A 21,028-nucleotide genomic window follows, 5' to 3' on the forward strand; every position below is an offset into this window, starting at 1 on the left:
GATTTGTGAAATGAGTGATGTAATGCCTTAATGTGAGGTTACTTTAGATAGATTTCAACTGCAGCATACTATAAGTACATAATTGATTGCATCAATTATCAACCATAAAAAAACGTCTATATCATTAAGTGAAATAGACGTTTTACAATTACATATGATGTAGATAAAGCCATTGGTTACAGATTAAGCACCTATAGCGTAACAACGCTAGTATAAATTAGCTTGCCTCACCAACCATGTAATCCACAGCATTCTGAACTTCTTCATCAGGAATATCAGCGCCACCTTTCGCAGGCATAGCATTAAATCCATTAATAGCATGCGTATATAAAGTATCTGAACCTTTTGCTATACGTGGTCCCCAAGCACCTGCATCACCTAACATAGGTGAGCCAAGCAAGCCTGATGCATGACACGTTTGACATACTGCGTTATATACTGTTTTACCATCACGTGGCTCACCATCTGCTGATGGACCAGATGAACGAGCAGTCACATCACAAACTTCGTCGTCTTCAAAGCATACTTTAGCAACAGGCTGAATACGAGCAATCAGGTTAGGATACAACGCAATTAGCTTCTGTACTTGTGGTGTATCTTCAGGGATTGGCTCTTCATTAGCGGCAGCGGCAGGAGCAGCTTGTACGGTTTCTTCTGCTGTAGCATCTCCATCTGCAACAGTGGCAGCGTCTGCACCCCCAGCTTCAGCAACAGGAGCCGTACCATCGGTAGTATCAGCGGCAGCCTGTGTTTCGTCACCTAGCTTTTGAGGAGCATTTTCTACAACCTCTTGTGCTTCTGCTACATCAGATACGGTTACAGGAGTGTCTGCAACATCTTCAGCTTGGCTCACTGCGATACTAGCGATTCCTAGAATGGCAGCTGCCGATAACATAACTACTTTTCTCATTCGTCACGTTCTCTTATTACGTATACAAGTGTTGGCACGACTTGGACATTCTGTCTATCTTCCTTCGATAACATCTAGTTATCGATGGCAAACAGCCATCCCGTATGCAAGCGTACTTGTAATCGGTGATTATAAATATGAATTCTCCCTAACATTATAAGGGAAAAGGCAGGTAGATTGCCATGCCTGTTTGCTGACTATCTTATTTTTTCTCAAAAAATCTTAATAGCTGGCTTCATTCATTGGCTTTCCACCTTTTATTTGTTAGACTAAGCGGTCTTTATTTTTCGACACGTTGCACTGCTAAAGACGCTTGTCTAGAAATCGTGTTACTCAATATAGCAGTCAATTCATTTTATGCGCTCGTAGCTCAGTTGGATAGAGTATCGGTCTCCGAAGCCGAGGGTCGTGGGTTCGATTCCCGCCGAGCGCACCAATCATCGTATTTCACCCTTCCTCAGCATTACCAAAAACCTCTAAACCCCTTTATATTAGTCGCTTTATGTCTTTTGATATAACTTGTCATTACCTAGTAGCACCTATAGAATGTTGTTAAATTTGTTGTTAAAACATTTAACATCTTTGGGGCTGGCATGAATAAAAGAAAAGACTATCTATTAACTGATAATGGCGTGAAGTCTATCGCCAAGCAGCCAGCGCCCGATAAAGTCGCTCGTCATAGCGATGGTAATAGCCTATATCTGATACAGCACCCCAACGGCTCATTATTTTGGCAAATGTCATACCGTTATCAATCAGATAAAGACATTAAGCCGAAACAAAAAACCTATCAAATCGGTATCTATAAATCATCAAAACAAGCCATTGACGCCTCATTCAAGCCGCAAGTATCGCTAAAGCAAGCGCGTATTGAGCGCGACAAGGCAAAAGCATTACTGGCTGATGGTATCGACCCCACCGCTTATAAGAGCATCGAGAAGAATAACTTTGAGCAAAAGGACTTATTCAAAGCCATCGCCAAAAGTTATATCGATGAAAAATCTAAGACCACGACTAAGAACGTGCAAAAGCTGCAAGGGTTTTTAGACAATCATATCTTAAAACATTTAGGCTCATACCCTATTGGGGCGATCACCGCGCAAGACATTATTAAGACAGGACTTGCCATTCAAGCCAGCTTTGAGCAGCAAGGCAAACACACCTCAGAAACCGCGCATAAGTGCATGGGGCTGATTAGCTCAATCTTTGAATACGCTATCAATACGCTGGGCTATGACATTATCAACCTTGCTATTGGACGCAATAAGGCACTCAGACCGCATAAAGCCGAACGCATGAAGGCGGTAGAGCAGCACCAATTCCCCGACCTACTGCGCAATATTGACCAATATATTAACAATCACCCAAACGCCCATGAGCAGACCGTAGCAGGGTTACAGCTTATGACGCTGTGCTTTGTGCGTACTAAAGAGCTAAGACACTTTGAATGGTCAGAGATTGATTATCATAAAAGCGTGTGGCGTATTCCAGCCGCCAAAATGAAGATGCGCCAAGATCATATTATCCCGTTATCACCGCAAGCGATGGCGATCATTGAGCGTATGCGCCCACTGACTGAGCAGACGGGCTATGTGTTCTATAACTTTGAGTCAAACAAGCCCTATAGTGAAGCATGGTTCAATCAGGCACTACAGCGCATGGGCTATACAGGTGACCCCTACCCCAAGATGACAGGTCACGGCTTTAGGCAGCTTGCCAGCACAGGGCTGTATGAGCTGCAATTTTCTGAAAGTTTGATAGAGATACAACTCGCCCATCTTGAGCAATCGAGCGTGAGAAGACGCTATGACTTATCAGAGCATTTAGCCGAGCGCCAAATGATGATGCACCGCTGGGCGAACTATCTTGATGACTTACGGGCTGGCAAGATGATCAGCTTTGATTTACTGACCCCTGATGAACTCGCTAAAGAAATGAATAGCCGCAATGAGCAAGCGACTGATATAGCGCTGCATGATAAAGACATACTGATAAAGAGCTTACAGGCGCAAGGCGTATCACAAGAGGTACTAGCCAAACTTGCCGAGCAGCTTTAACAACATCGCTTTACTTATTATGGTCAGCATTGGGCTGGCAGACCGATATTGATAGCGTCAATCGCTGTCATAACCGATTGCAAGGCTAGGATTAATTACCCGAACGACAGCAACCGCACCCTTAGCTGTCAGCGCCTTGCTCCTATTTTTGCTTTAAGGGTGTAAGGGTGCGAGTATGTATAATCGTGTTAGAGAAGATGAGCGAGCCTATAAGCTAATGTATAAAACTTTTGAACTCAGTTTATCCAAACCTACGAATAGCCAGATTGTATCAACTATCCTAGCTGATGAAGATTGTGATAGAGATCAATCTGAAAATAACTTCTATTTTTTAGACAGAGTTGAAGATGTCATATTTACGTTTTTAAAAAGAAATGAGTTGGAATATGAAAAGTATAATAACTTTGAAAATAAATGTGAATGTGAATGTGATTATGACTGTGAATGTAAAATTAACGATTTTATAATACCAGCTTTTCACAATCTAGCTTTCAAGTTTGAACATTATTTAAATGATGACTCTTTAATAAATCACATTTTAGAAGAATATAACAAAGAGGAAAGAGAGCGATTTCTAAGTCGCAATCTCCTAGGAATATTTAATTTAATGTTATATAAAGGACTGGCATACTTGGCTTTTGAGCATGGATTTTACGAGGTTTCTTGCTGGCATCATGAGGTTGCTATAATGATATATGGAAGTGCAGTAGCTAATGAACGTTTCAATCCGTCTGATTATATTGAAAGCGAGCTATCAATTAGAAATAAAAAAGCGTCTGATGCAAGGTGGCAGCCACATAGAGAAAAAAGAGCAAAACGTAAAAAACAGTATCTTGAAATAATGAAAGAACGAGGCTTTAGCACTTATACTGATACAGCTACATACATTAAACAGCATATTCATACAGGTAGCACACCTTCATTTAATACTGTATGTCGTTTATTGAGTGAAGCTGATAAAGGAGGTTTTTCATAATAGATTGTCGTATGCATGCATTGAACATTCAATGCACGCATCAATCAGCTTATGCATGCATGAATATTTAGCTATACCCACCTACCCCATAAAATGCATTCCCTAGCGAAGCCAATTACTGGCTATAACCAACCCCGCTATGGAGTGACCTATTATGACACTTATCGACCAATATCTAAGAATGGCAGACCTTGCCAACCATCCAGCGCGAACCGCTAAGACCTATATCGCAAAGTCAGGTCAACAGCGCACCGTCACCGCCAAAGCCGCCACACGTGGTATTACTGGCTTTAGTGCTAAGCACATCTACCATCTAATTAATGAAGGTAAATTCCCAGCACCCGTAAAAATCGGACGGGCGAGTCTATGGCGCTTGTCTAAAATTAATAGCTGGCTTGCCAGTCATGCCCAACCGTCAGACGACAATGCCACCACTAACGCAAAAGAGGGGGTTTAATATGTTGACTACAGCCACTGCCCCAGTGACCAATGAGCAAGCCCCCAAAACCCAAATAGAAATTGTAAGAGCGCATCTAATGACAGGTGCAACAATCACCACATGGGACGCTTACCGCCTTTATCAAATCACCAGTCTAGCGCAGCGCATATTCGACTTGCGAGAGTCAGGATTATTAATCCAAAGCGAAATGGTGAAGTATAACAATAAGTGGTTTGCCGTCTATTGGCTTGATCAAGCGACTTTGTTAGAAACTCAATTATCTAATCGCGAGGTAACCCCATGAGCCAACCCAACGACATTCTAGCGCCACGACTGGTAGCAGTGGACACTTACACGCTATGCCATGTAGACGACTACATACAAGACATATCGAATGATTGCGAGCATCTAGCCTATGCCTTGAACCTGATTGAAACAGCCGACCCAGCCAGCAAGGGCGTGATAGTCGCTATTAGGTCTGCATTACTGGCTCAGAGTGAACATGCCAGAAAAATGAGCGCGGACATCATGGGCGAGTTAATCACACAAAGTGAAGTAAAGATCAATGAATAATCAAATAGCAGTATCAGCCGACCACTTAGAAGTCATCAATGAGCAGATGGTTTTATTATCTCTTGATACCAGCCACTTAGCGTTAGCATTGCAAGAGGTGCAAGTAGATTGCGCGGTATCAGGTGGCGTGATTCAGGCGGTCATCATTGCGCTGTCAGGTAATGCCGCCATTAGTGAGGACATAGCCGACCAGCTAGACGGCATGTTATCAGCACCACAAACGGAGGCGGCAGACCATGAGTAAAGATAACAAAACCAACCTAAAAGCCGACCACGGGCAGCACAGCAAGCCAAAACAACGCAAGCGTGCCTTACTACTTAGCTTTATCATCTTTATGGCATGGGTGGCAGGTATTGGCTTGCTAATATCATTGGTTGCTTGCCAGCCCGTCAATGCAAAACCGATTGCAACCGATGATAGCAGCGGTTACTATATAGACCTCTCAAATCTTATTAGCGACTTGCCAAGTCGTAAACCTTTGGCTTTTTTTGTGCCTGATAATAGCGCAGCCTCTCAAGCTGTTTCTATACAATCGAGCACCGCCCCACAAGCGCACTTAAGCGCATCAAGGGGGCAAACCATCATATCTATAGCAAATCATTTGCTAACCGACTATGACGGGTTGACGCTGCAAAATAAAATAGCCGTAAGGCGAATATGCGGGGCGGTTTCTAATAAGACCGAGAGTAAGACCCGTCACCCTATACTTTTACCGTATAGCGTGGCATTCACTCAAAACTTATTAGGAGCTATCCATCATGGGTAAATCAATCCGTACGACCTCAAACACCCAAACCCCAACGCAAACCTCGCCTTTATTCAGCGCTGGTGATGTTGCTCTGTGCCCGTCTATTGCTAATAGTAGCGATAAAGACAGCACCAAAGCATGGGCAACCCTACTTCTTGACCAAGCAGAGTCAATCAACAAACCTTTAGCGATGACAGGTTACGGCAAGGAGGGCAAACAGTGAGAAGCTCCCCACCAAAGCAAAGCCGTAAGCACGCCAAGCGTAAAAGCTACTATAAAAAGTATAGAGCCACACGCCAGCCGAACCAGTCGCAAGCAAGGGGGACTAAATGACTACCACACCACAAACGATAGACAATAAAAAAGCCCATGCGGACAACATGGGCGCTAATACTCTCTTACAAGGCTGCAAACCAGCTACAGACGAACAACTGGCAGGCTGTCCCTTCTTAATCAAACACAAGGACATGTTAGAACCTGAACGACTGCTATTTTCTACAGACGACACTACTATATATCATGGTGATGATATTGGCAAAACCGAAGCGACAGCCAACACTATAGGCTTAGCATTGACCGATAAGCAAGGCGATATAGTAGGCGCGGTATTCTATACACCAAACAGCAAAGCAAAGCCCATTGTCATTGACCCTACAGGGTATGGCACTATCGTCATTGGTGACACAAACAAAGCCAATGAGGTGATAGCACTTGATAACCTAGATGATGGTATTGATATTTATATGCACCTAATGGCTAGTGATAAAACGATCATCATTAGCCCTCACAATACAAAGCAGTCCCTTAAAAAGATGGTGCAGCACTGGAGCAGCGCCTCACTGGTTACCGTACCAATGACACTTGATAATAAGGGCATGATAAACCTATTGGCAGGCGTGAATGCTAGGGCATTGGTTACCGTGGCTGATATTGTCACGATGCTACATGCTAATCATAGCTATGAGGCAATACTGGCAGACAGTGACACCCAGCTAATCAATTTACAAGATACTGCCTACTATCCTGAATGGCGCGATGACCCACAGCTTAATGAACCGATGGTTTATGGTGATGGGCGTTTTGAGCTATACCATGATGGGCTATTTTTTGTGAAGTATAACGATGATGACCCAGCAAATATAACTTTTAAGTTTAAGGCGTTTGTTTGTTCACCCATTGAGATTATCGCTAAGACACGGGACATAAGCAGCGGTACATGGGGGCGGTTATTACAGTGGCGTGATGATGATAACGAGCTGCATAAATGGGCAATGCCGTTATCTTTATTGCAAGGTGATGCCCGTGAATACCGCAAAGAATTAGCCAGTCAAGGCTTGAACATTACTACCAACCCCAAACAGCGCAGCTACTTAGACGCTTACTTACAAGATTATCCAATCTACAAACGCGCGCGGTGTGTCGATAGACTAGGCTGGGACGGTGAGCAATATATCTTACCTAATGGCGCTATCGGTGGTGATGGTAAAGAACTTATCGTCTATCAGTCTGCAAATAGCATTAACAGCACCCTCGCCCAGCAAGGGACCTTAGCCCAGTGGCGTGATGAGTTATGCAAACCAATAGCAGAACAAAGCCGTTTTGTTTTCTCCATTGCTTGCGCGTTCGCTGGCCAGTTACTGGAGTTATTAGAGTATGACGGGGGCGGTTTTCATCTCTTAGGTTCATCAAGCATGGGCAAGTCATTGTCGCTTAAATTGGCTGCTAGTGTATGGGGCAATCCTGACAGGTACGTTAAGACATGGCGCAGCACTGATAACGCATTGGAGGGCACAGCCAGCGAGCATAACGACAGTTTCTTACCACTTGATGAGATCAGCGAGTGTGATCCCAAAATAGTAGGTAAGACCGTTTACATGCTGGCTAATGGTCAAGGTAAAGGGAGAAGTACCACCACGGGACACAATCGCATAGCTAAGACATGGCGCATTATTTTCTTATCTAATGGTGAGGAGTCACTACAAAACTTTATGGCGCAAGCAGGACAAAAGACTAATGCAGGTATTGAGGTTCGAGTGGCTCATATCGATGCTGATGCTGGTAAAGGCTTAAAGACGTTTGATAGTTTGGTACTGGCAAAAACAGGCGCAGCGCAAGCCGACAGGATCAAAGAGCTATCACATAGCTACTATGGATCAGCTGGCATAGCATGGCTTGAACATATCACCACTGACAAGGCAGCGACCACAGCCACCGCCAAGCAGTTGGTAGATGACTTTATGAGCCAATACACAGACCTTGCTCCACAAGCACATAGAGTGGCTAAACGATTCGCTATTGTGGCTGCTGCTGGCGAGATGGCAACTCAGGCAGACATCACAGGCTGGCAAGTAGGACAAGCAACCACAGCCGTTATGACGTGCTTAGATAATTGGCTTGATAACTATGGGCGTGATGGTGAGCATGAACAGCGCCAAATCATCAAACATATTCAGTCGTTTATTGAACAGCATGGATCAAGTCGCTTTCAGGTTTGTTTCCAGACCACCGGCACCCGCCCCAACTTTGAGGAAAGAACACCCAACCGTGTGGGCTATCGCAACGAGGACACAGGGGACTATTATTTTTCTAAAGAAACTTTCAACAGCGTATGTGCGCCATTTAGTAAAAGAAAAGTATTGCAGGTGTTAGATGAAGCGGGCTTGTTACTTTCAAATCAGGGTGACCGTAAAATTTATAAAACCCCTAATACTCTATTTAGTGGCAAGGTTCGCCCTTCTGTTTACGCGGTTACTGCTAACATACTTTGTTGTGAACCTTAAAAACCGATGGGACAAGCGGGACAGACGGGACAGCCATTATACAGTAAGGGGTAGAGCTGTCCCAAAAGCAAAAACGGAAACGGGACAAACGGGACAGGGTGTTATATTGTAACAATCCCGTCCCGTTCTGTCCCGTAGCGAAAAACATAAACGGGACGACTGAAAGCTAATGACTATGGGGGCTGTCCCGCTTGTCCCGCTTGTCCCATGTAAAAAACTAGGTTACAGCAAAAATAATCAAAGGTAGGCATTTATCGTCTGCCTTTTTTACTGTTTGTACTCTAATGGTATTAGTGAAAAATATTGGAAGCAAAAATAGCATAAACATAAAAAAGTGGAAGCAAAAAGACCCTAAAATAAACTGCTTCCAACATAAAAAAACCACGCTTAGACCAATCATATAGGGCAGTTTGGCTTGGAAGCAAAAAATCTTGTGGAAGCAAAAAAAATCATAGAAATGGAAGCAGTTATCATTTGATAATTATGTCGATATTACGCCAACTAGCCAGCATGTCCGTACTATTAATCTTGCTGTGAAGTGACATTATTCGCTACAAAATATTGGAACCAAAACAGTCAAATTGTGGAAATTTGGAACCAAAACACGCCTGTTTTCTCTTTGGTTCCAACATAAAAAACCACTCTTAGCCCAGTCATGGAAAATGATTCAGCTCGGAACCAGAAATAATTTTGGAACCAAAAAAAAGCTGGAAAAATGGAACCACCTTGGTACGATTATAGCGAGAAAATGACTCTTAAAACCAATCGCTTTCAGGTTGAATATACCAATTTGAAATACTACATCGCTGCCTCATCACCCAGCTTCGTATCAAGCATCAATCGAATGAACTGCTTAAACTGATTCGGGTTAGACAGTAGATGCATGGTCATGTTTTCAAATGTACCCTTGGCATCAAACATAGCGTCCTCGGCAGCATTGGGATAACCGCCCAGCATAATCTGATCAACACTATTATTGGTGAACTGCTTAACCACGATTTCGTTCTCAGTGACCTTATCCCAAATAGTATTCATAAAGTTCACTTTGTCCTTGTCGGTAAAGTCCTCACCAGCAAAAACCTCGTTTAATCTATCAATAATCTGAGACAGTAGCGCTTCTTGTTTATCCTTGGGTGTGGCTGTGCCCGCTCCACTGCCACCATCTAACTGATACTCAGACTTGCCCTCTTGCAGCTTTAAGTCCTGTTGGTGCAGCTTTGAGACACGGTAATGACTCATGACGATGTTACTTAGGTCGACCTCATCTTCATTGTCCACGCTTTCACGTAATAGCGGCTGTAGGTTACGCGCGTATAAGCTCAGCTTCTCTAGCTCTTTGTCGTCATAGTCCACGATTTGCGACATAAACTCATATTGACGGGTAAAGGTGCCTAAGTCCTTTTTAAATATTTCCAGCACGTCTTGATCGGTCTTAAAACCTTTGTAGTCGTTCTCCGCATTAGTGATTAGCACCACATTGCCAGTCCGTTTTGCTTGCTCAAGCATATTCTTAGCATGCTGTGCTTTTGCACGAGCCTGATGGTATTGCTTTTGCCAACGCTCAACCGCTGGCTTGCAGATATTGCTAATGGCGGCGTTAGACTTGTTTTTACTATAAAACGCCTCAACGAATTGCTCGACCTCATGCGATAAGAAAATTTGAGCTGCACGCAGCTTTTCATAAAGGTCAAACACCTGATCAGGGTCAGACACATCCGCTAAGGTTGCGGTCTCATAATATGGTTGGAAGGCTTCGAGAATATCATCAGGATCATTAAAGAAGTCGAGCACAAACGTGCCACTCTCTGCCTTGCCTTTATAAGTACGGTTCAGCCGTGAAAGCGTCTGTACGCAGTCCACGCCCGTTAGTTTCTTATCCACATACATAGCGCACAGTTTGGGCTGGTCAAAGCCTGTCTGGAACTTGTTAGCCACTAGCATCACTTGATAGTCATCACTGTCAAAGGCCTTACGTAGATCGCGGCCTTTTAACCCAATATTCATATTGTGCTCGGTGAACTTCTCGCCAAGTAATGCGCCGCTATCAGGGTCATTATCGTTAAAGGTGACTTCACCTGAGAACGCGACCATCGCATTGATGTTTCTATAACCGTAATCAGCAATATAGTTATCAAAGGCTAGCTTATAGCGTACTGCTTCTTTACGTGAGCCTGTCACGACCATCGCTTTGGCTTGCCCGCCCAATAAGCCTTTAATATTGTCATTAAAGTGCTCAATGATGATCTTAACCTTCTGCGCGATATTGTGCTCATGGAGTCGCACCCAGTTATTCAGCTTAATCTTAGCGCGGCGAGCATCGACCTCATCATCAGCGGCGGCAAGCTTCTGCTTGAGCTGATAGACCACTTTGTAGTTGGTGTAGTTCTTGAGCACATCTAAGATAAAACCCTCTTCAATGGCTTGGCGCATGGAATAAACATGATAAGCGGCTGGCAGGTTATCTTTAGAAGCTGGCAAGTCAGGGTTAGGCAGCCTTCCGAATAGCTCGATGGTTTTCGGTTTGGGTGTGGCGGTAAAGGCATAATAGCTGAGGTTAGGACTGCTACGGCGGGCGGCAAGTGTGGCATCTAGGATGTCTTCGCTAGATAGCGGTGCATCATTCTCGGCAGTATTGCTGTTCTCTATATCACCTGAGACCAGTACTTCTTTGAGCTGGCGTGCAGTAGAGCCTGTTTGTGACGAATGGGCTTCATCGGCGATGATGGCATAACGGCGCGACTTGAGCACACTTGAGTCTTCAATGGCTTTGAGTACAAAGGGAAAGGTTTGAATGGTCACGATAATGATCGGCTGTGAGTTGACCAATGCACTGGCAAGCTGCTCAGACTTTGATCCATCACCTTCTTTTCTATTGATCTTACCGACCACGCCATCGGCATGTTCAAACTGATAGATGGTGTCCTGCAACTGGTCATCAAGTATCGTGCGGTCGGTGATAACGATGACAGAGTGAAACTGCTTATCGCCTTGATCGTTATACAAGGTGGATAGCTGATGGGCAGTCCATGCGATAGAGTTAGATTTTCCTGAGCCTGCACTGTGTTGAATGAGGTACTTTTGACCCGCGCCCTCATCAATGGCGGCATTGACTAACTTGGTCACCACATCCCACTGATGATAACGCGGGAACATCATGGTCTCTTTTTTAGACTTACGGCCAATCGCGTCTTCTTCCTCGTCGATCTGCAAGTGCATAAAGTGGCCGAGGATGGCGAGCAAGTTCTCTGGCGTGAGTACTTCATTCCATAGATAGTCAGTGGCATATTGGCTGATATCGTTAGGAATATCATTACCTGCGCCGCCGTCACTGGTGCCTTTGTTAAATGGTAAGAAATAAGTACTGTCACCTGCCAGCCTCGTGGTCATATAGACTTCATACTGACTGACAGCGAAATGCACCAATGCGCCACGCTTAAACGTCAGCAGCGGCTCAGGTCTCTTGGTATCAGGATCTTTAGGCAGGCGTGTCTTCTTATACTGAGTGATCGCATTTTGTACCGCTTGTTTAAACTCAGACTTTAACTCCATCGTTGTGACGGGCAAGCCATTGACGAATAGCACCACATCGATACGGTTACGCTTAGCGACCTTACCATCAGTGCTATCTTTTATACTGGTATGAGGGCTATAGACCACCTCTGGAACCACACGGCAGATATTGGCCTCATAGCGTGCCATGATCTCAGGGTTGAGGCTGTGCTCAGGCTTAAACTGGCATAGGTCAAAACGTGCGTTACGAATCTTTAGACCATGGCGTAATACACCCAACGTGCCATAAGTGCGTGAGGCTCTATCGGTTGAGTGTTCATCAGCCTTATTGAGCTGCTTCACCAATGCGATGATAAAGTGACGCTCTGAGTCGATAGGAAAGGTACGGCAAAACTTTTCCCACTCCTTTGGCTGGGTCGTCTGCACAAAGTCCAGTACGTCTTGCTCATAGAGCGCGGTCTCAGCCTGATAGCCGCTGGCATGACCTACTTGCCAGCCGTGCGCTTGCATTTGAGTGATGATATCGGCTTGGAAGACAGATTCGTAGGTGATGTCGGTCATGTTAAGTCCGTTTATAGTTATTATAATGCTCTGAATAATCTCATTGCCCTGTAAGTATTTTATTGTTCAAAACCAACTCTTTTCAGAATTCCATTTTGTAATTCAAATAACCCACTAGGCTTACCTATAATATTGCTTCCGGTAGAGTTTTCATAATCTATAGCTTCATTCAGTAATTTAAAAATTCTTTTACCAGAATAAACAAAGCCATGTGTTCCGAAAAAACTATTATATGCATGTGTTAAAGAGAGTGTCTGATGAGCACTTTTAGTAAAGATACGATCACCTAAAGCCGCTTCAAAAACCTCACTTTTGAAGTGACTTTGCTTAAACTTACCACTGCCAATCATTGCTATAGTATTTCTTCTAATAATAGCCTTTTTGACTACTGCTCCTAGAACAGGATCTTTAACTATCTCATATTTGTATAAATAATACTTTCTATCTTGTGGACATTGGATTCCTAGGATGAACTCGGCTTCATAAGCGCTAAAGTACCTTCCCATAGAAGTATGTTTTCTAGCCCTATCTAAAACCGCATTAATTGAGTGTTCTACCACTTCTGAAATATAGTCAGCATTAATCAATGAGTTCAAATGTTTCGACAAAAACATACTGTCGTCATAATCTCCATTTCTTAATTGCTTACTTCCTTCACAGCTCATTGCGAGAATATATTTACCATTCCTATAAGATGGATATAATTCAGACAAATGATTTTTTATAGAATTAATCATATGTTGAGCTACTAATGTGCTTCCAGCAAATGCTATTGCACAAACAGCATCATTCTTAGATTTATGATAATAACCATTGAACCATTCGCCACTGAAGCTTAAACCTTGCATCTTAATAGGTACTTCAATAACTTTTTTGAAACCGTTGACCATTACGACATTGTTTTGAGTTATGTTGCTATCACTAGCAAAATAAATACTTTCCTGCTCAAAATCACCGTAACTATATCCAGCTATTACTAAGGTCATAACATTCCCACAATGAAACTAAATTTATTTTTATATTTTATTCTAAGCTATCAACGTCTGGCACCCGCCAACCCCGCACATCAATCTTACCCGTGACAGCGGCAGATATTAAGGCGGTGCGGCGTTCTTGCATGAGTTGGATGGCTTGTTCTGCTTTTTCAATCAAACCGTTAAATCTATTTTGTTGTTCAACCAAGTATTCGTAAATTTCTGTTTGCTCGCTTTTATTTGGAGTAGCAACAATGATTTCATTCAATATAGATATGTTTATAACACCCATTGTCCCGCCTCGGGAAAGGAGTTCAAATTGCTTATAAACCGTTTCACTTTTTAAAAGCTCTCTTATAAAAAAAGAGTCATTTCCAGAGTTAAGCTTTGCTTGTATCAACCTAGGATTAATAATCCCTTCGGGTGCATCGAAAGGAAACACCGCAATTTTCCCAAAAGTTCCTACACAACTTATTAAGATACTCCCCTTCTTAACCTTATATCTTGATAGATTTTCAAAGTCTTTAACAGAAATAAAGTAATCACCGATTTCAAAATCGTTGGCTATAACTTGCTCTTGCCCATATACTTTATAACCATACTTAACATACATATCTTTAGTAATGCTAGAGCCAAATGGACCAGATATTATTTGGTCACACAGAAACTTAAAACGTTGCACTTCCCAATGCTCCGGCACACTCCCTAACCACTCAACCCCCGAATCTTTCATCGGTGCATCAGGATTCAAGCCTTTGGTCACGGCATGACTAATCACCGCTTGGCGCTTTTCTTTTAACAGTTGGATAAGCGTTTGCTGTTTTTCGATTAGGGTATCGATTCGGACTACTTCATAATCAAGAAATCTATTAATTTGAATTTGCTCTTCATAAGGAGGAACTAAGATGGGCAATCTTCTAAAATCCTCAAATTTCATAGACTGTCTTAGACCGCCACCTAAACCATAATATACTTTCGTCGTATCGTAAGAATGTAATAAACGATAAGCAAACACTGAGTCCAAACGGTCTTTTGGTTTTAATTTTAAGTAGGCAGAAGTTATAATGCCTTTTTCTTTTGCCAGACCAACACGCAGACTTCTTTTATCATTTTGAAGATCAGTTAGTCTAAGAATGATATCTCCAACACCTACAATTTGATAAGTATTAAATGACTCAGGCAATAAACCGAAGTTAGTATCTACATCGCGCTTAATTATATTTCCATAGCTCAACGACAGAACATTAGCCTCTTTGCCATCTAAGTTTTTCTCAGAAGTAGCATCAAAGCATGAAAAAACAGGAGTCTCTTCCCAATGTGATGGAATACTTCCAACCCATTCAATTCCCGATTCTTTATATTCCTCATACTGCTGATACTTCATTACCAATTCAGACATTACGAATGCACCTCACCCAATAACTGCATAATCTCAGTGCTCACCGCATCTAAGTCTGCATCGATCTCAGCAAGCGGACGTGGTGGCTCATACACATAGAAATGACGGTTAAACGGTATCTCAAAGCCCACAATACCAATCTCTTCATCAATGGCATCTGTCTTGTCGCTATTGATCCACGCATCAGGCACATGCGGCTGCACTTCACGAGCGAAATAACTTTCAATCAGCTCAGTAGTCGTTACCTCAGGATTAAGCGTCACGTTTTCATAATCACGTAAATCGCTGTCTGTTTGGAACTCTACAACTTTGGCTGGCTGATTTGAATTGGAGGACTTATAGCTAAACGCACCATACAGCGGGTTAGCAACCTTCACCGCTTTTTTGATGACGGGTTCTGCTTCAGGGTTTTTCCACGTGATGGCGTCTAGCAGCTGTTTCTTCTCTTTAGTGTCCAAGCTGACATCAGCGTCTTTTAACGCTTGTTTAAACACTTTATCGAACTCATTAAAATCATCGGACTGATGCGTTCCGATAGCAGCTTGTAGGGCTTTGGCTTTATTCATTAGGGCAAGTTGCGACTGCCATAGCTTAGCAGCCAGTACGTCTTTGACTTGGCTTTCTTTTAGCTCGCTAAAGTCCGCCTTAATCATTGCACGCGCTTCTAACGTGACCGCTGATAAATCGCCGTAGTTGTTATTGTTGTCACTGCTGCTTTCGCTATCAGTTGTCCAATTATCACCAAATGCCTCATACAGTGCTGGCATGACCATATCAAACGGCTTAGGCGCATAGCGTAAGCTATCAATAGCTTCATTAGATAACTGAGCAGACAGACGGAGTGGACGCTCAATGGTGATACGGCGATAACCAAACTCATGAGTGGCAAATATCTTACTGGCAAAGGTCTTAGCTGGCTCGGCTTTAGGATTGGCAGACTGGCGGCCACGGTTGGATTTTACTTCTTCTGGCTTATCGAGTACGCGCGCATCGACCACTTCAAAATTACCAAAGCTTTTGGTAATGGTTTTGATATCGTCTTCACTCATCTCATTACGCTTAGAGCCCAGTGATTTACGCATCTTGCTGTATAGATTGCTACCATCGATTAATTGCACCTTGCCACGGCGCTCATCCGCTTTCTTATTGCTGAGCACCCATACATAGGTGGCAATGCCCGTGTTATAGAACATATCGGTCGGTAGAGCGATAATAGCTTCAAGTAAATCGGCCTCTAAGATATAGCGGCGAATCTCACTCTCGCCACTGCCTGCGCCGCCTGTGAATAGCGGTGAGCCATTTAAGATGATACCGATACGGCTGCCTTGATTGCTGTTAGTGCTGTTTTGAGTGCTGCTATCAGTCGCTTCATTCTCACCTTGCCCATGACTGACAATCGGACGCATCTTGCTAATCAAATGCATCAGGAACAATAGCGAGCCATCAGACACGCGCGGCAAGCCCGCCCCAAAGCGACCATCAAAGCCTTTTTGCGTATGCTCATCATTGATCTCGCCTGATATCTTTTTCCAATCTACCCCAAACGGCGGGTTCGATAGCATGTAGTCAAACTTCTCAGCGACCAGCTGATCACTAGACAAGGTATTACCCAGCTTAATGTTATTCACCTCTTGCCCTTTGATCAGCATATCGGCTTTACAGATGGCATAAGACTCAGGGTTGAGCTCTTGCCCATAGGTACGCATCACCGCATCAGGGTTCAGCTCTAGCACGTATTCCATACCAGACGATAGGAAACCGCCCGTACCTGCCGTAGGGTCATAAATGGTGCGAATGATACCGTCTTTAGTCAGCGCGTCATCATCTTCCATAAACACCAATGAAGTGGTCAAGCGCACGATATCGCGCGGGGTAAAATGCTCCCCTGCGGTCTCGTTCGAGCTCTCAGCAAAGCGGCGAATCAGCTCCTCAAACACAAAGCCCATTTCATGGTTAGAGATAGCGTTAGGGCTAAGATCCGTATTGGCGAACTTCTGCACCACTTTATATAGTAAGTTGGCATCGGCCAGTTGCCCGACAAACTCTTCAAACTTAAAGTGCTCGAATATTTCACGCGCGTCTTTAGAGAAAGATTGCACGTAGGTGTTTAAGTTGTCTTTGATATCGCTCTGACCCATCTTGCTGAGATCCATGGGCGAGGTATTATAAAACGCATGCTTGCTGGCACGAATGATGAACTTCTCTTGTGCTTCCTCTGGCAGACCTTTTTCAGCGATACGCTCACTCTCAACAACTACAGCAGCCTTGGTGTCTGCTAATACGCACTCTAGGCGGCGCAGTAGTGTGAATGGCAAGATGATGCGGCCATATTGAGATTGCTTAAAGTCACCACGTAATAGGTCAGCGACAGACCAGATGAAAGCCGCTGTTTGAGAGAAGTTTTTGGTCATGGGAGTATCTTTTGGTTGTTGAGCAAGGATAGAATTTTAGATCTTATGTCAGTGATGAGGCGATGCTCATCTTAAATAAAATATGACCATCATAAGGGTATTCGACATTACTCGGCAAGTCTGAATGTGAGATTTGTTAGATCAGTGAAGAGACTAGATTATTAATTGACCTTTATCCTACCAATTTGATAAAGTCTATTTAAGATAGCCTTAGTAATGGCTGGGGTCGCAGAGCCGAGCAAATATTTTATTTACGACAGCATCCCCTAGAGCTGCCAATCTTCTTTTTTGTGTTTAGAAGATTTAAAAATGCAAATTCCCTAGTTAGCGATAGGAAAATGTTGTTAAATCTGTTGTTAAATATATTTTAAAAATCTCTTTAATCCATGAATATAAAGGCTTACAGATATATGATTGACTCCCGCCGAGCGCACCAATCATTATATTACCCACTTTCTAACCCCTCCTTTTGTTTAATTTTGCCTTTTTATCTGCTTTCGTTTAGCAGTGATTCTATGTATATAGTTTTTGTAAACATCATTTTATTAACTGCATTATTCTTCTAGCACTAAAATCGTAGATACTACTCTGTTCATCACACCTTTAATAAGTAAATTTCAGCATATAATCAACTATTTAACTAGCTCTCAAGCTATCTTTACAAAAAAAACTTCTTTATTAAAAATATTGCTTACATTTCAAAAGCAATATGAGTATTATTGCGTCTTAAGGTATTTATGTAACTATATGTATATAAACGAATATTAGCGCAATATTCTAGAAACTAAATATAGTCTTAAATACAAAAATATTTGTTTGGCTCGTTAATTGCATATTTAAGAAATGATTGAAACAAGCTAGCAGTTTGTAAATTTTAATATTATATGAGTTGAGTCTAGGAGACGTAATGAGTGTTTTTTATATGGCTGCATTGTCAGTAGGATCTGTATTTTGGGGTATGGTAGTCGTTTGGTTAATGGCAACACGATGAGTAACATCGAGCTTAACCATATCAAAATCTTGATATGGTCAGAATAATATAGGTACCTAGCATTTTTACCTATGCAGCAACATAACCATTTAAACAATGTCGCGAGAGCCGTTACAAAGCTTCATATAATCATTATGAGTGGATGTTCAATAAAAATATACGACTCAAAATGAAAGTTTAATCGTAATTCGCTGACTACTAGCTGTTAACTTGCTAGGCGCCTAAGCCTTATTACTTTTCCTAACTTCTAGGCTATTTTCTCAATACGAAAAAGTTACGATCAACTTGCTTTAACCTCCGTATGTCTCCTGTTTTTCTCACAGAGTTAAAATCATTTAGACAGTCTTATACGCCAAATGCTATTTTGCTAGCTCAGCGCTTGTATTTCTATGTTTAGCTCAATAGACATCTTGCAAATCAGTACTCAGCTGCGTCCGACTCGGTACTCGATGATAATTAATAATAGGCACATCTCCTAATCGTCGCTGACCTACCGCTATACTATTATCTATAGTAATCATCGCAATCTTCTTACTTTCTTTAACGATAAGCAAGTGCTTGGCTCTTCGACTGGTTCGGTAGTCAGGAAAGTGCTGCTTAATTAAAACGGCAGTTTTCTGCAAACTATCATTAGCTTGTGACTTTGTAGCCGATAGCTTGTGGTTTTTATCTTTATAATTACTTTTAGTACCGCGTAGGTGCGCTATAAACCATAGCACTGCAATGACTGCTAGCAATATGACAAGCCACCAAATTCCGTCTATCATAGGAAGATATATCCATTATTAGCAAGGGTTTAGCCATGTTAGCAGAATTGTCGCCAAAATTAATAGCAGAAGTGCAGCGTGCTGCTAAATTACTAGCTACTAAATCACGCATTTGTGTTTTAACTGGTGCAGGCGTGTCAGCCGAAAGTGGCATTCCCACTTTTCGAGATAAGCAGACTGGCCTTTGGCAACACTACCGTGCCGAGGATTTGGCCACTCCTACCGCCTTCGAACGTGATCCAAAGCTGGTCTGGTCTTGGTATCAATGGCGCAGGCAATTGGTCCATGATAAAACCCCTAACCCTGCCCATCTTGCTCTTGCCGAATGGCAACAAGATGCCAAAAAAAATAAACAGAGCTTCACCTTAATTACGCAAAACGTCGATGACTTGCATGAACAGGCTGGGAGCACCGTGACGCACTTACATGGTCACCTGTGGCGTAATCGTTGTCATGACTGTGGTACGCCTTTCCAAAATGAAGTCGCAGCTTGGGATAGTAGCAAAGAGGCTGTTAACTTTGACGATGAACTAGTAACTTGCCAGCATTGCGATGGTTATATCAGACCTGATATTGTTTGGTTTGGTGAGGCGCTACCTGGACAGGCGTGGCAAACCGCCGAGGATGCGGCCGCCAATTGTGAAGTATTCATCAGTATTGGTACGTCAAGTTTAGTTTACCCTGCTGCAGGGCTGGCACATTTAGCAAAGCAGAATGGTGCAAAACTTGTTGAGATAAACCCTGATCCAACACCCAACACCATCGTTGATATCACATTAGCGGTGAAAGCAGGAGTAGTAATGCCCTTACTGTTACAGCAAGTCATTGCGCTATCATAATGGCTTTACGAAAAACAAGGTTAGGTCTCTAGCTACTAGGCGTACCCTGACCAAAATTATTGTAGTGCGCGATCAACTTTAGCTAAATATACTTCTTTTAACTCTTCATCTATAAATGAGGATCTAAAAGAGTTCTTTACCAAAGTGATAATATCATCCTCTGATAATGGTAGGTTTTCACATAAATTGATAAAGTTCTGATTGATATAACCTTTAAAATAGGCTGGATCATCTGAATTGACACTTACGTTTAGGCCGTAATCCAAAAGCTCTTTTATATTGTGCTCTTTATAAGTTTCAAATACTTTTAGCTCAATGTTTGAGTTTGGGCAGACAGTAAGAGGTATTTGCTCATCTTTTAGTCTTTGCATAAGCTCAGCGCTTTTTATAGATTGCACGCCATGATCTATTCTATTAATACCTAGCAAATCTAGCGCTTCGTAAATATAAGAGAAATCGCCTTCTTCACCTGCATGCGCGACTAATTTAAACCCCTCTTCTTTGGCCTTCTTAAATACCTCTGTAAATTTCGATGGAGGATTTCCGAGTTCTGAAGAATCAAGACCGACACCAATAATGTCAGCCTTAAATGCCAAAGCTTCTTCTAAAGTATCAAAAGCATCTTGTTGTGGTAAATGCCGTAAAAAACACATGATAATACAGGATGTAATGCCGTATTTTTCCTTAGCATCCATCAAAGCTTCTTTTATTCCAGTTATGACCGTTTCAAAAGCAATGCCCCTTGCGGTATGCGTCTGGGGGTCAAAGAATATCTCAGTATGAATAACATTGTCTTCAACGCACTTTAAAATGTACTCCCAAGTCAGATCATAAAAATCGTCTTTTGTGATGAGTACTTTGGCACCGGCATAATATATGTCTAAAAAAGTCTGTAAATTGGTGAAATTATAGGCATCGCGCACATCTTCTATGTCTTTATAAGGAATATCTATGTTGTTTTTTTTGGACAATCTGAACATAAGCTCAGGCTCTAATGAGCCTTCAATATGTAAGTGCAGCTCAGCTTTCGGTAGTTTTCTTATTAATTCAATCATAGTAATCCCATTATCTTTGTTATCTAAATATACCCTT

17 protein-coding genes and 1 tRNA gene are annotated in these 21,028 nt (G+C 42.5%); 11 read left to right on the plus strand and 7 right to left on the minus strand.

Features of this window, described 5'->3' with window-relative positions; genetic code table 11:
- Positions 1-217 precede the first annotated feature (217 nt).
- Positions 218-910: a c-type cytochrome gene (locus tag AAEY87_RS12245; protein ID WP_350657388.1), complete on the minus strand. Its 693-nt coding sequence runs from the start codon at positions 908-910 to the stop codon at positions 218-220.
- Between the two features lie 359 nt (positions 911-1,269).
- Between AAEY87_RS12245 and AAEY87_RS12250 the strand changes: the two genes are divergently transcribed.
- The 10 genes from AAEY87_RS12250 (at position 1,270) to AAEY87_RS12295 (ending at position 8,484) form a co-directional block, all read left to right on the plus strand.
- A tRNA-Arg gene (locus AAEY87_RS12250) sits at positions 1,270-1,346 on the plus strand.
- Between the two features lie 157 nt (positions 1,347-1,503).
- The gene (locus AAEY87_RS12255; RefSeq protein ID WP_350657389.1) at positions 1,504-2,967 is read left to right on the plus strand and encodes a tyrosine-type recombinase/integrase; all 1,464 of its coding nucleotides are present in this window, start codon (positions 1,504-1,506) and stop codon (positions 2,965-2,967) included.
- A gap of 175 nt (positions 2,968-3,142) precedes the next feature.
- Positions 3,143-3,943 (plus strand): hypothetical protein, encoded by an 801-nt coding sequence (locus AAEY87_RS12260; RefSeq protein ID WP_350657390.1) that lies wholly within the window; start codon positions 3,143-3,145, stop codon positions 3,941-3,943.
- A gap of 154 nt (positions 3,944-4,097) precedes the next feature.
- Positions 4,098-4,400 (plus strand): helix-turn-helix transcriptional regulator, encoded by a 303-nt coding sequence (locus AAEY87_RS12265; RefSeq protein WP_350657391.1) that lies wholly within the window; start codon positions 4,098-4,100, stop codon positions 4,398-4,400.
- 1 nt (position 4,401) lies between these two features.
- On the plus strand, positions 4,402-4,686 hold the full coding sequence (locus AAEY87_RS12270; protein WP_350657392.1) for a helix-turn-helix domain-containing protein: 285 nt from the start codon (positions 4,402-4,404) through the stop codon (positions 4,684-4,686).
- Positions 4,683-4,955, plus strand: a complete 273-nt coding sequence (locus tag AAEY87_RS12275) for a hypothetical protein (protein WP_350657393.1) — start codon at positions 4,683-4,685, stop codon at positions 4,953-4,955. The genes AAEY87_RS12270 and AAEY87_RS12275 overlap by 4 nt, the downstream gene beginning before the upstream one ends.
- On the plus strand, positions 4,948-5,199 hold the full coding sequence (locus AAEY87_RS12280; RefSeq protein ID WP_350657394.1) for a hypothetical protein: 252 nt from the start codon (positions 4,948-4,950) through the stop codon (positions 5,197-5,199). The genes AAEY87_RS12275 and AAEY87_RS12280 overlap by 8 nt, the downstream gene beginning before the upstream one ends.
- Positions 5,192-5,722 (plus strand): hypothetical protein, encoded by a 531-nt coding sequence (locus AAEY87_RS12285; RefSeq protein WP_350657395.1) that lies wholly within the window; start codon positions 5,192-5,194, stop codon positions 5,720-5,722. The genes AAEY87_RS12280 and AAEY87_RS12285 overlap by 8 nt, the downstream gene beginning before the upstream one ends.
- Complete coding sequence (locus tag AAEY87_RS12290) at positions 5,715-5,927, plus strand: hypothetical protein (protein ID WP_350657396.1); 213 nt, start codon at positions 5,715-5,717, stop codon at positions 5,925-5,927. The genes AAEY87_RS12285 and AAEY87_RS12290 overlap by 8 nt, the downstream gene beginning before the upstream one ends.
- Before the next feature lie 106 nt (positions 5,928-6,033).
- Positions 6,034-8,484, plus strand: coding sequence for a DUF927 domain-containing protein (locus AAEY87_RS12295; RefSeq protein ID WP_350657397.1), 2,451 nt, complete (start codon positions 6,034-6,036; stop codon positions 8,482-8,484).
- Between the two features lie 798 nt (positions 8,485-9,282).
- Here the strand turns inward: AAEY87_RS12295 and AAEY87_RS12300 are convergent.
- From AAEY87_RS12300 to AAEY87_RS12320, 5 genes are all read right to left on the minus strand, one after another.
- Entirely contained in the window at positions 9,283-12,555 is a 3,273-nt protein-coding gene (locus tag AAEY87_RS12300; protein ID WP_350657398.1) for a type I restriction endonuclease subunit R, read from the minus strand.
- A gap of 59 nt (positions 12,556-12,614) precedes the next feature.
- Positions 12,615-13,541 (minus strand): hypothetical protein, encoded by a 927-nt coding sequence (locus AAEY87_RS12305; protein WP_350657399.1) that lies wholly within the window; start codon positions 13,539-13,541, stop codon positions 12,615-12,617.
- A gap of 37 nt (positions 13,542-13,578) precedes the next feature.
- Entirely contained in the window at positions 13,579-14,928 is a 1,350-nt protein-coding gene (locus tag AAEY87_RS12310) for a restriction endonuclease subunit S (protein ID WP_350657401.1), read from the minus strand.
- Positions 14,928-17,339, minus strand: coding sequence for a type I restriction-modification system subunit M (locus tag AAEY87_RS12315; RefSeq protein WP_350657402.1), 2,412 nt, complete (start codon positions 17,337-17,339; stop codon positions 14,928-14,930). Before AAEY87_RS12315 ends, AAEY87_RS12310 begins: the two co-directional genes overlap by 1 nt.
- A 1,389-nt stretch (positions 17,340-18,728) precedes the next feature.
- Entirely contained in the window at positions 18,729-19,097 is a 369-nt protein-coding gene (locus AAEY87_RS12320; protein WP_350657403.1) for a hypothetical protein, read from the minus strand.
- Positions 19,098-19,132: 35 nt separating this feature from the next.
- Here AAEY87_RS12320 and AAEY87_RS12325 point away from each other — a divergent pair, with 35 nt between their 5' ends.
- Positions 19,133-19,936, plus strand: a complete 804-nt coding sequence (locus AAEY87_RS12325) for an SIR2 family NAD-dependent protein deacylase (protein ID WP_350657404.1) — start codon at positions 19,133-19,135, stop codon at positions 19,934-19,936.
- 56 nt (positions 19,937-19,992) lie between these two features.
- Here the strand turns inward: AAEY87_RS12325 and AAEY87_RS12330 are convergent, their stop codons facing one another.
- Positions 19,993-20,991 carry an adenosine deaminase gene (locus AAEY87_RS12330; protein WP_350657405.1) on the minus strand — a complete coding sequence of 333 codons (999 nt, stop codon included), beginning with the start codon at positions 20,989-20,991 and terminating at the stop codon, positions 19,993-19,995.
- Positions 20,992-21,028 lie beyond the last annotated feature (37 nt).

Source organism: Psychrobacter sp. S1-30-MNA-CIBAN-0213 (genome assembly GCF_040309845.1).
In the GTDB taxonomy this organism is placed as follows: domain Bacteria; phylum Pseudomonadota; class Gammaproteobacteria; order Pseudomonadales; family Moraxellaceae; genus Psychrobacter.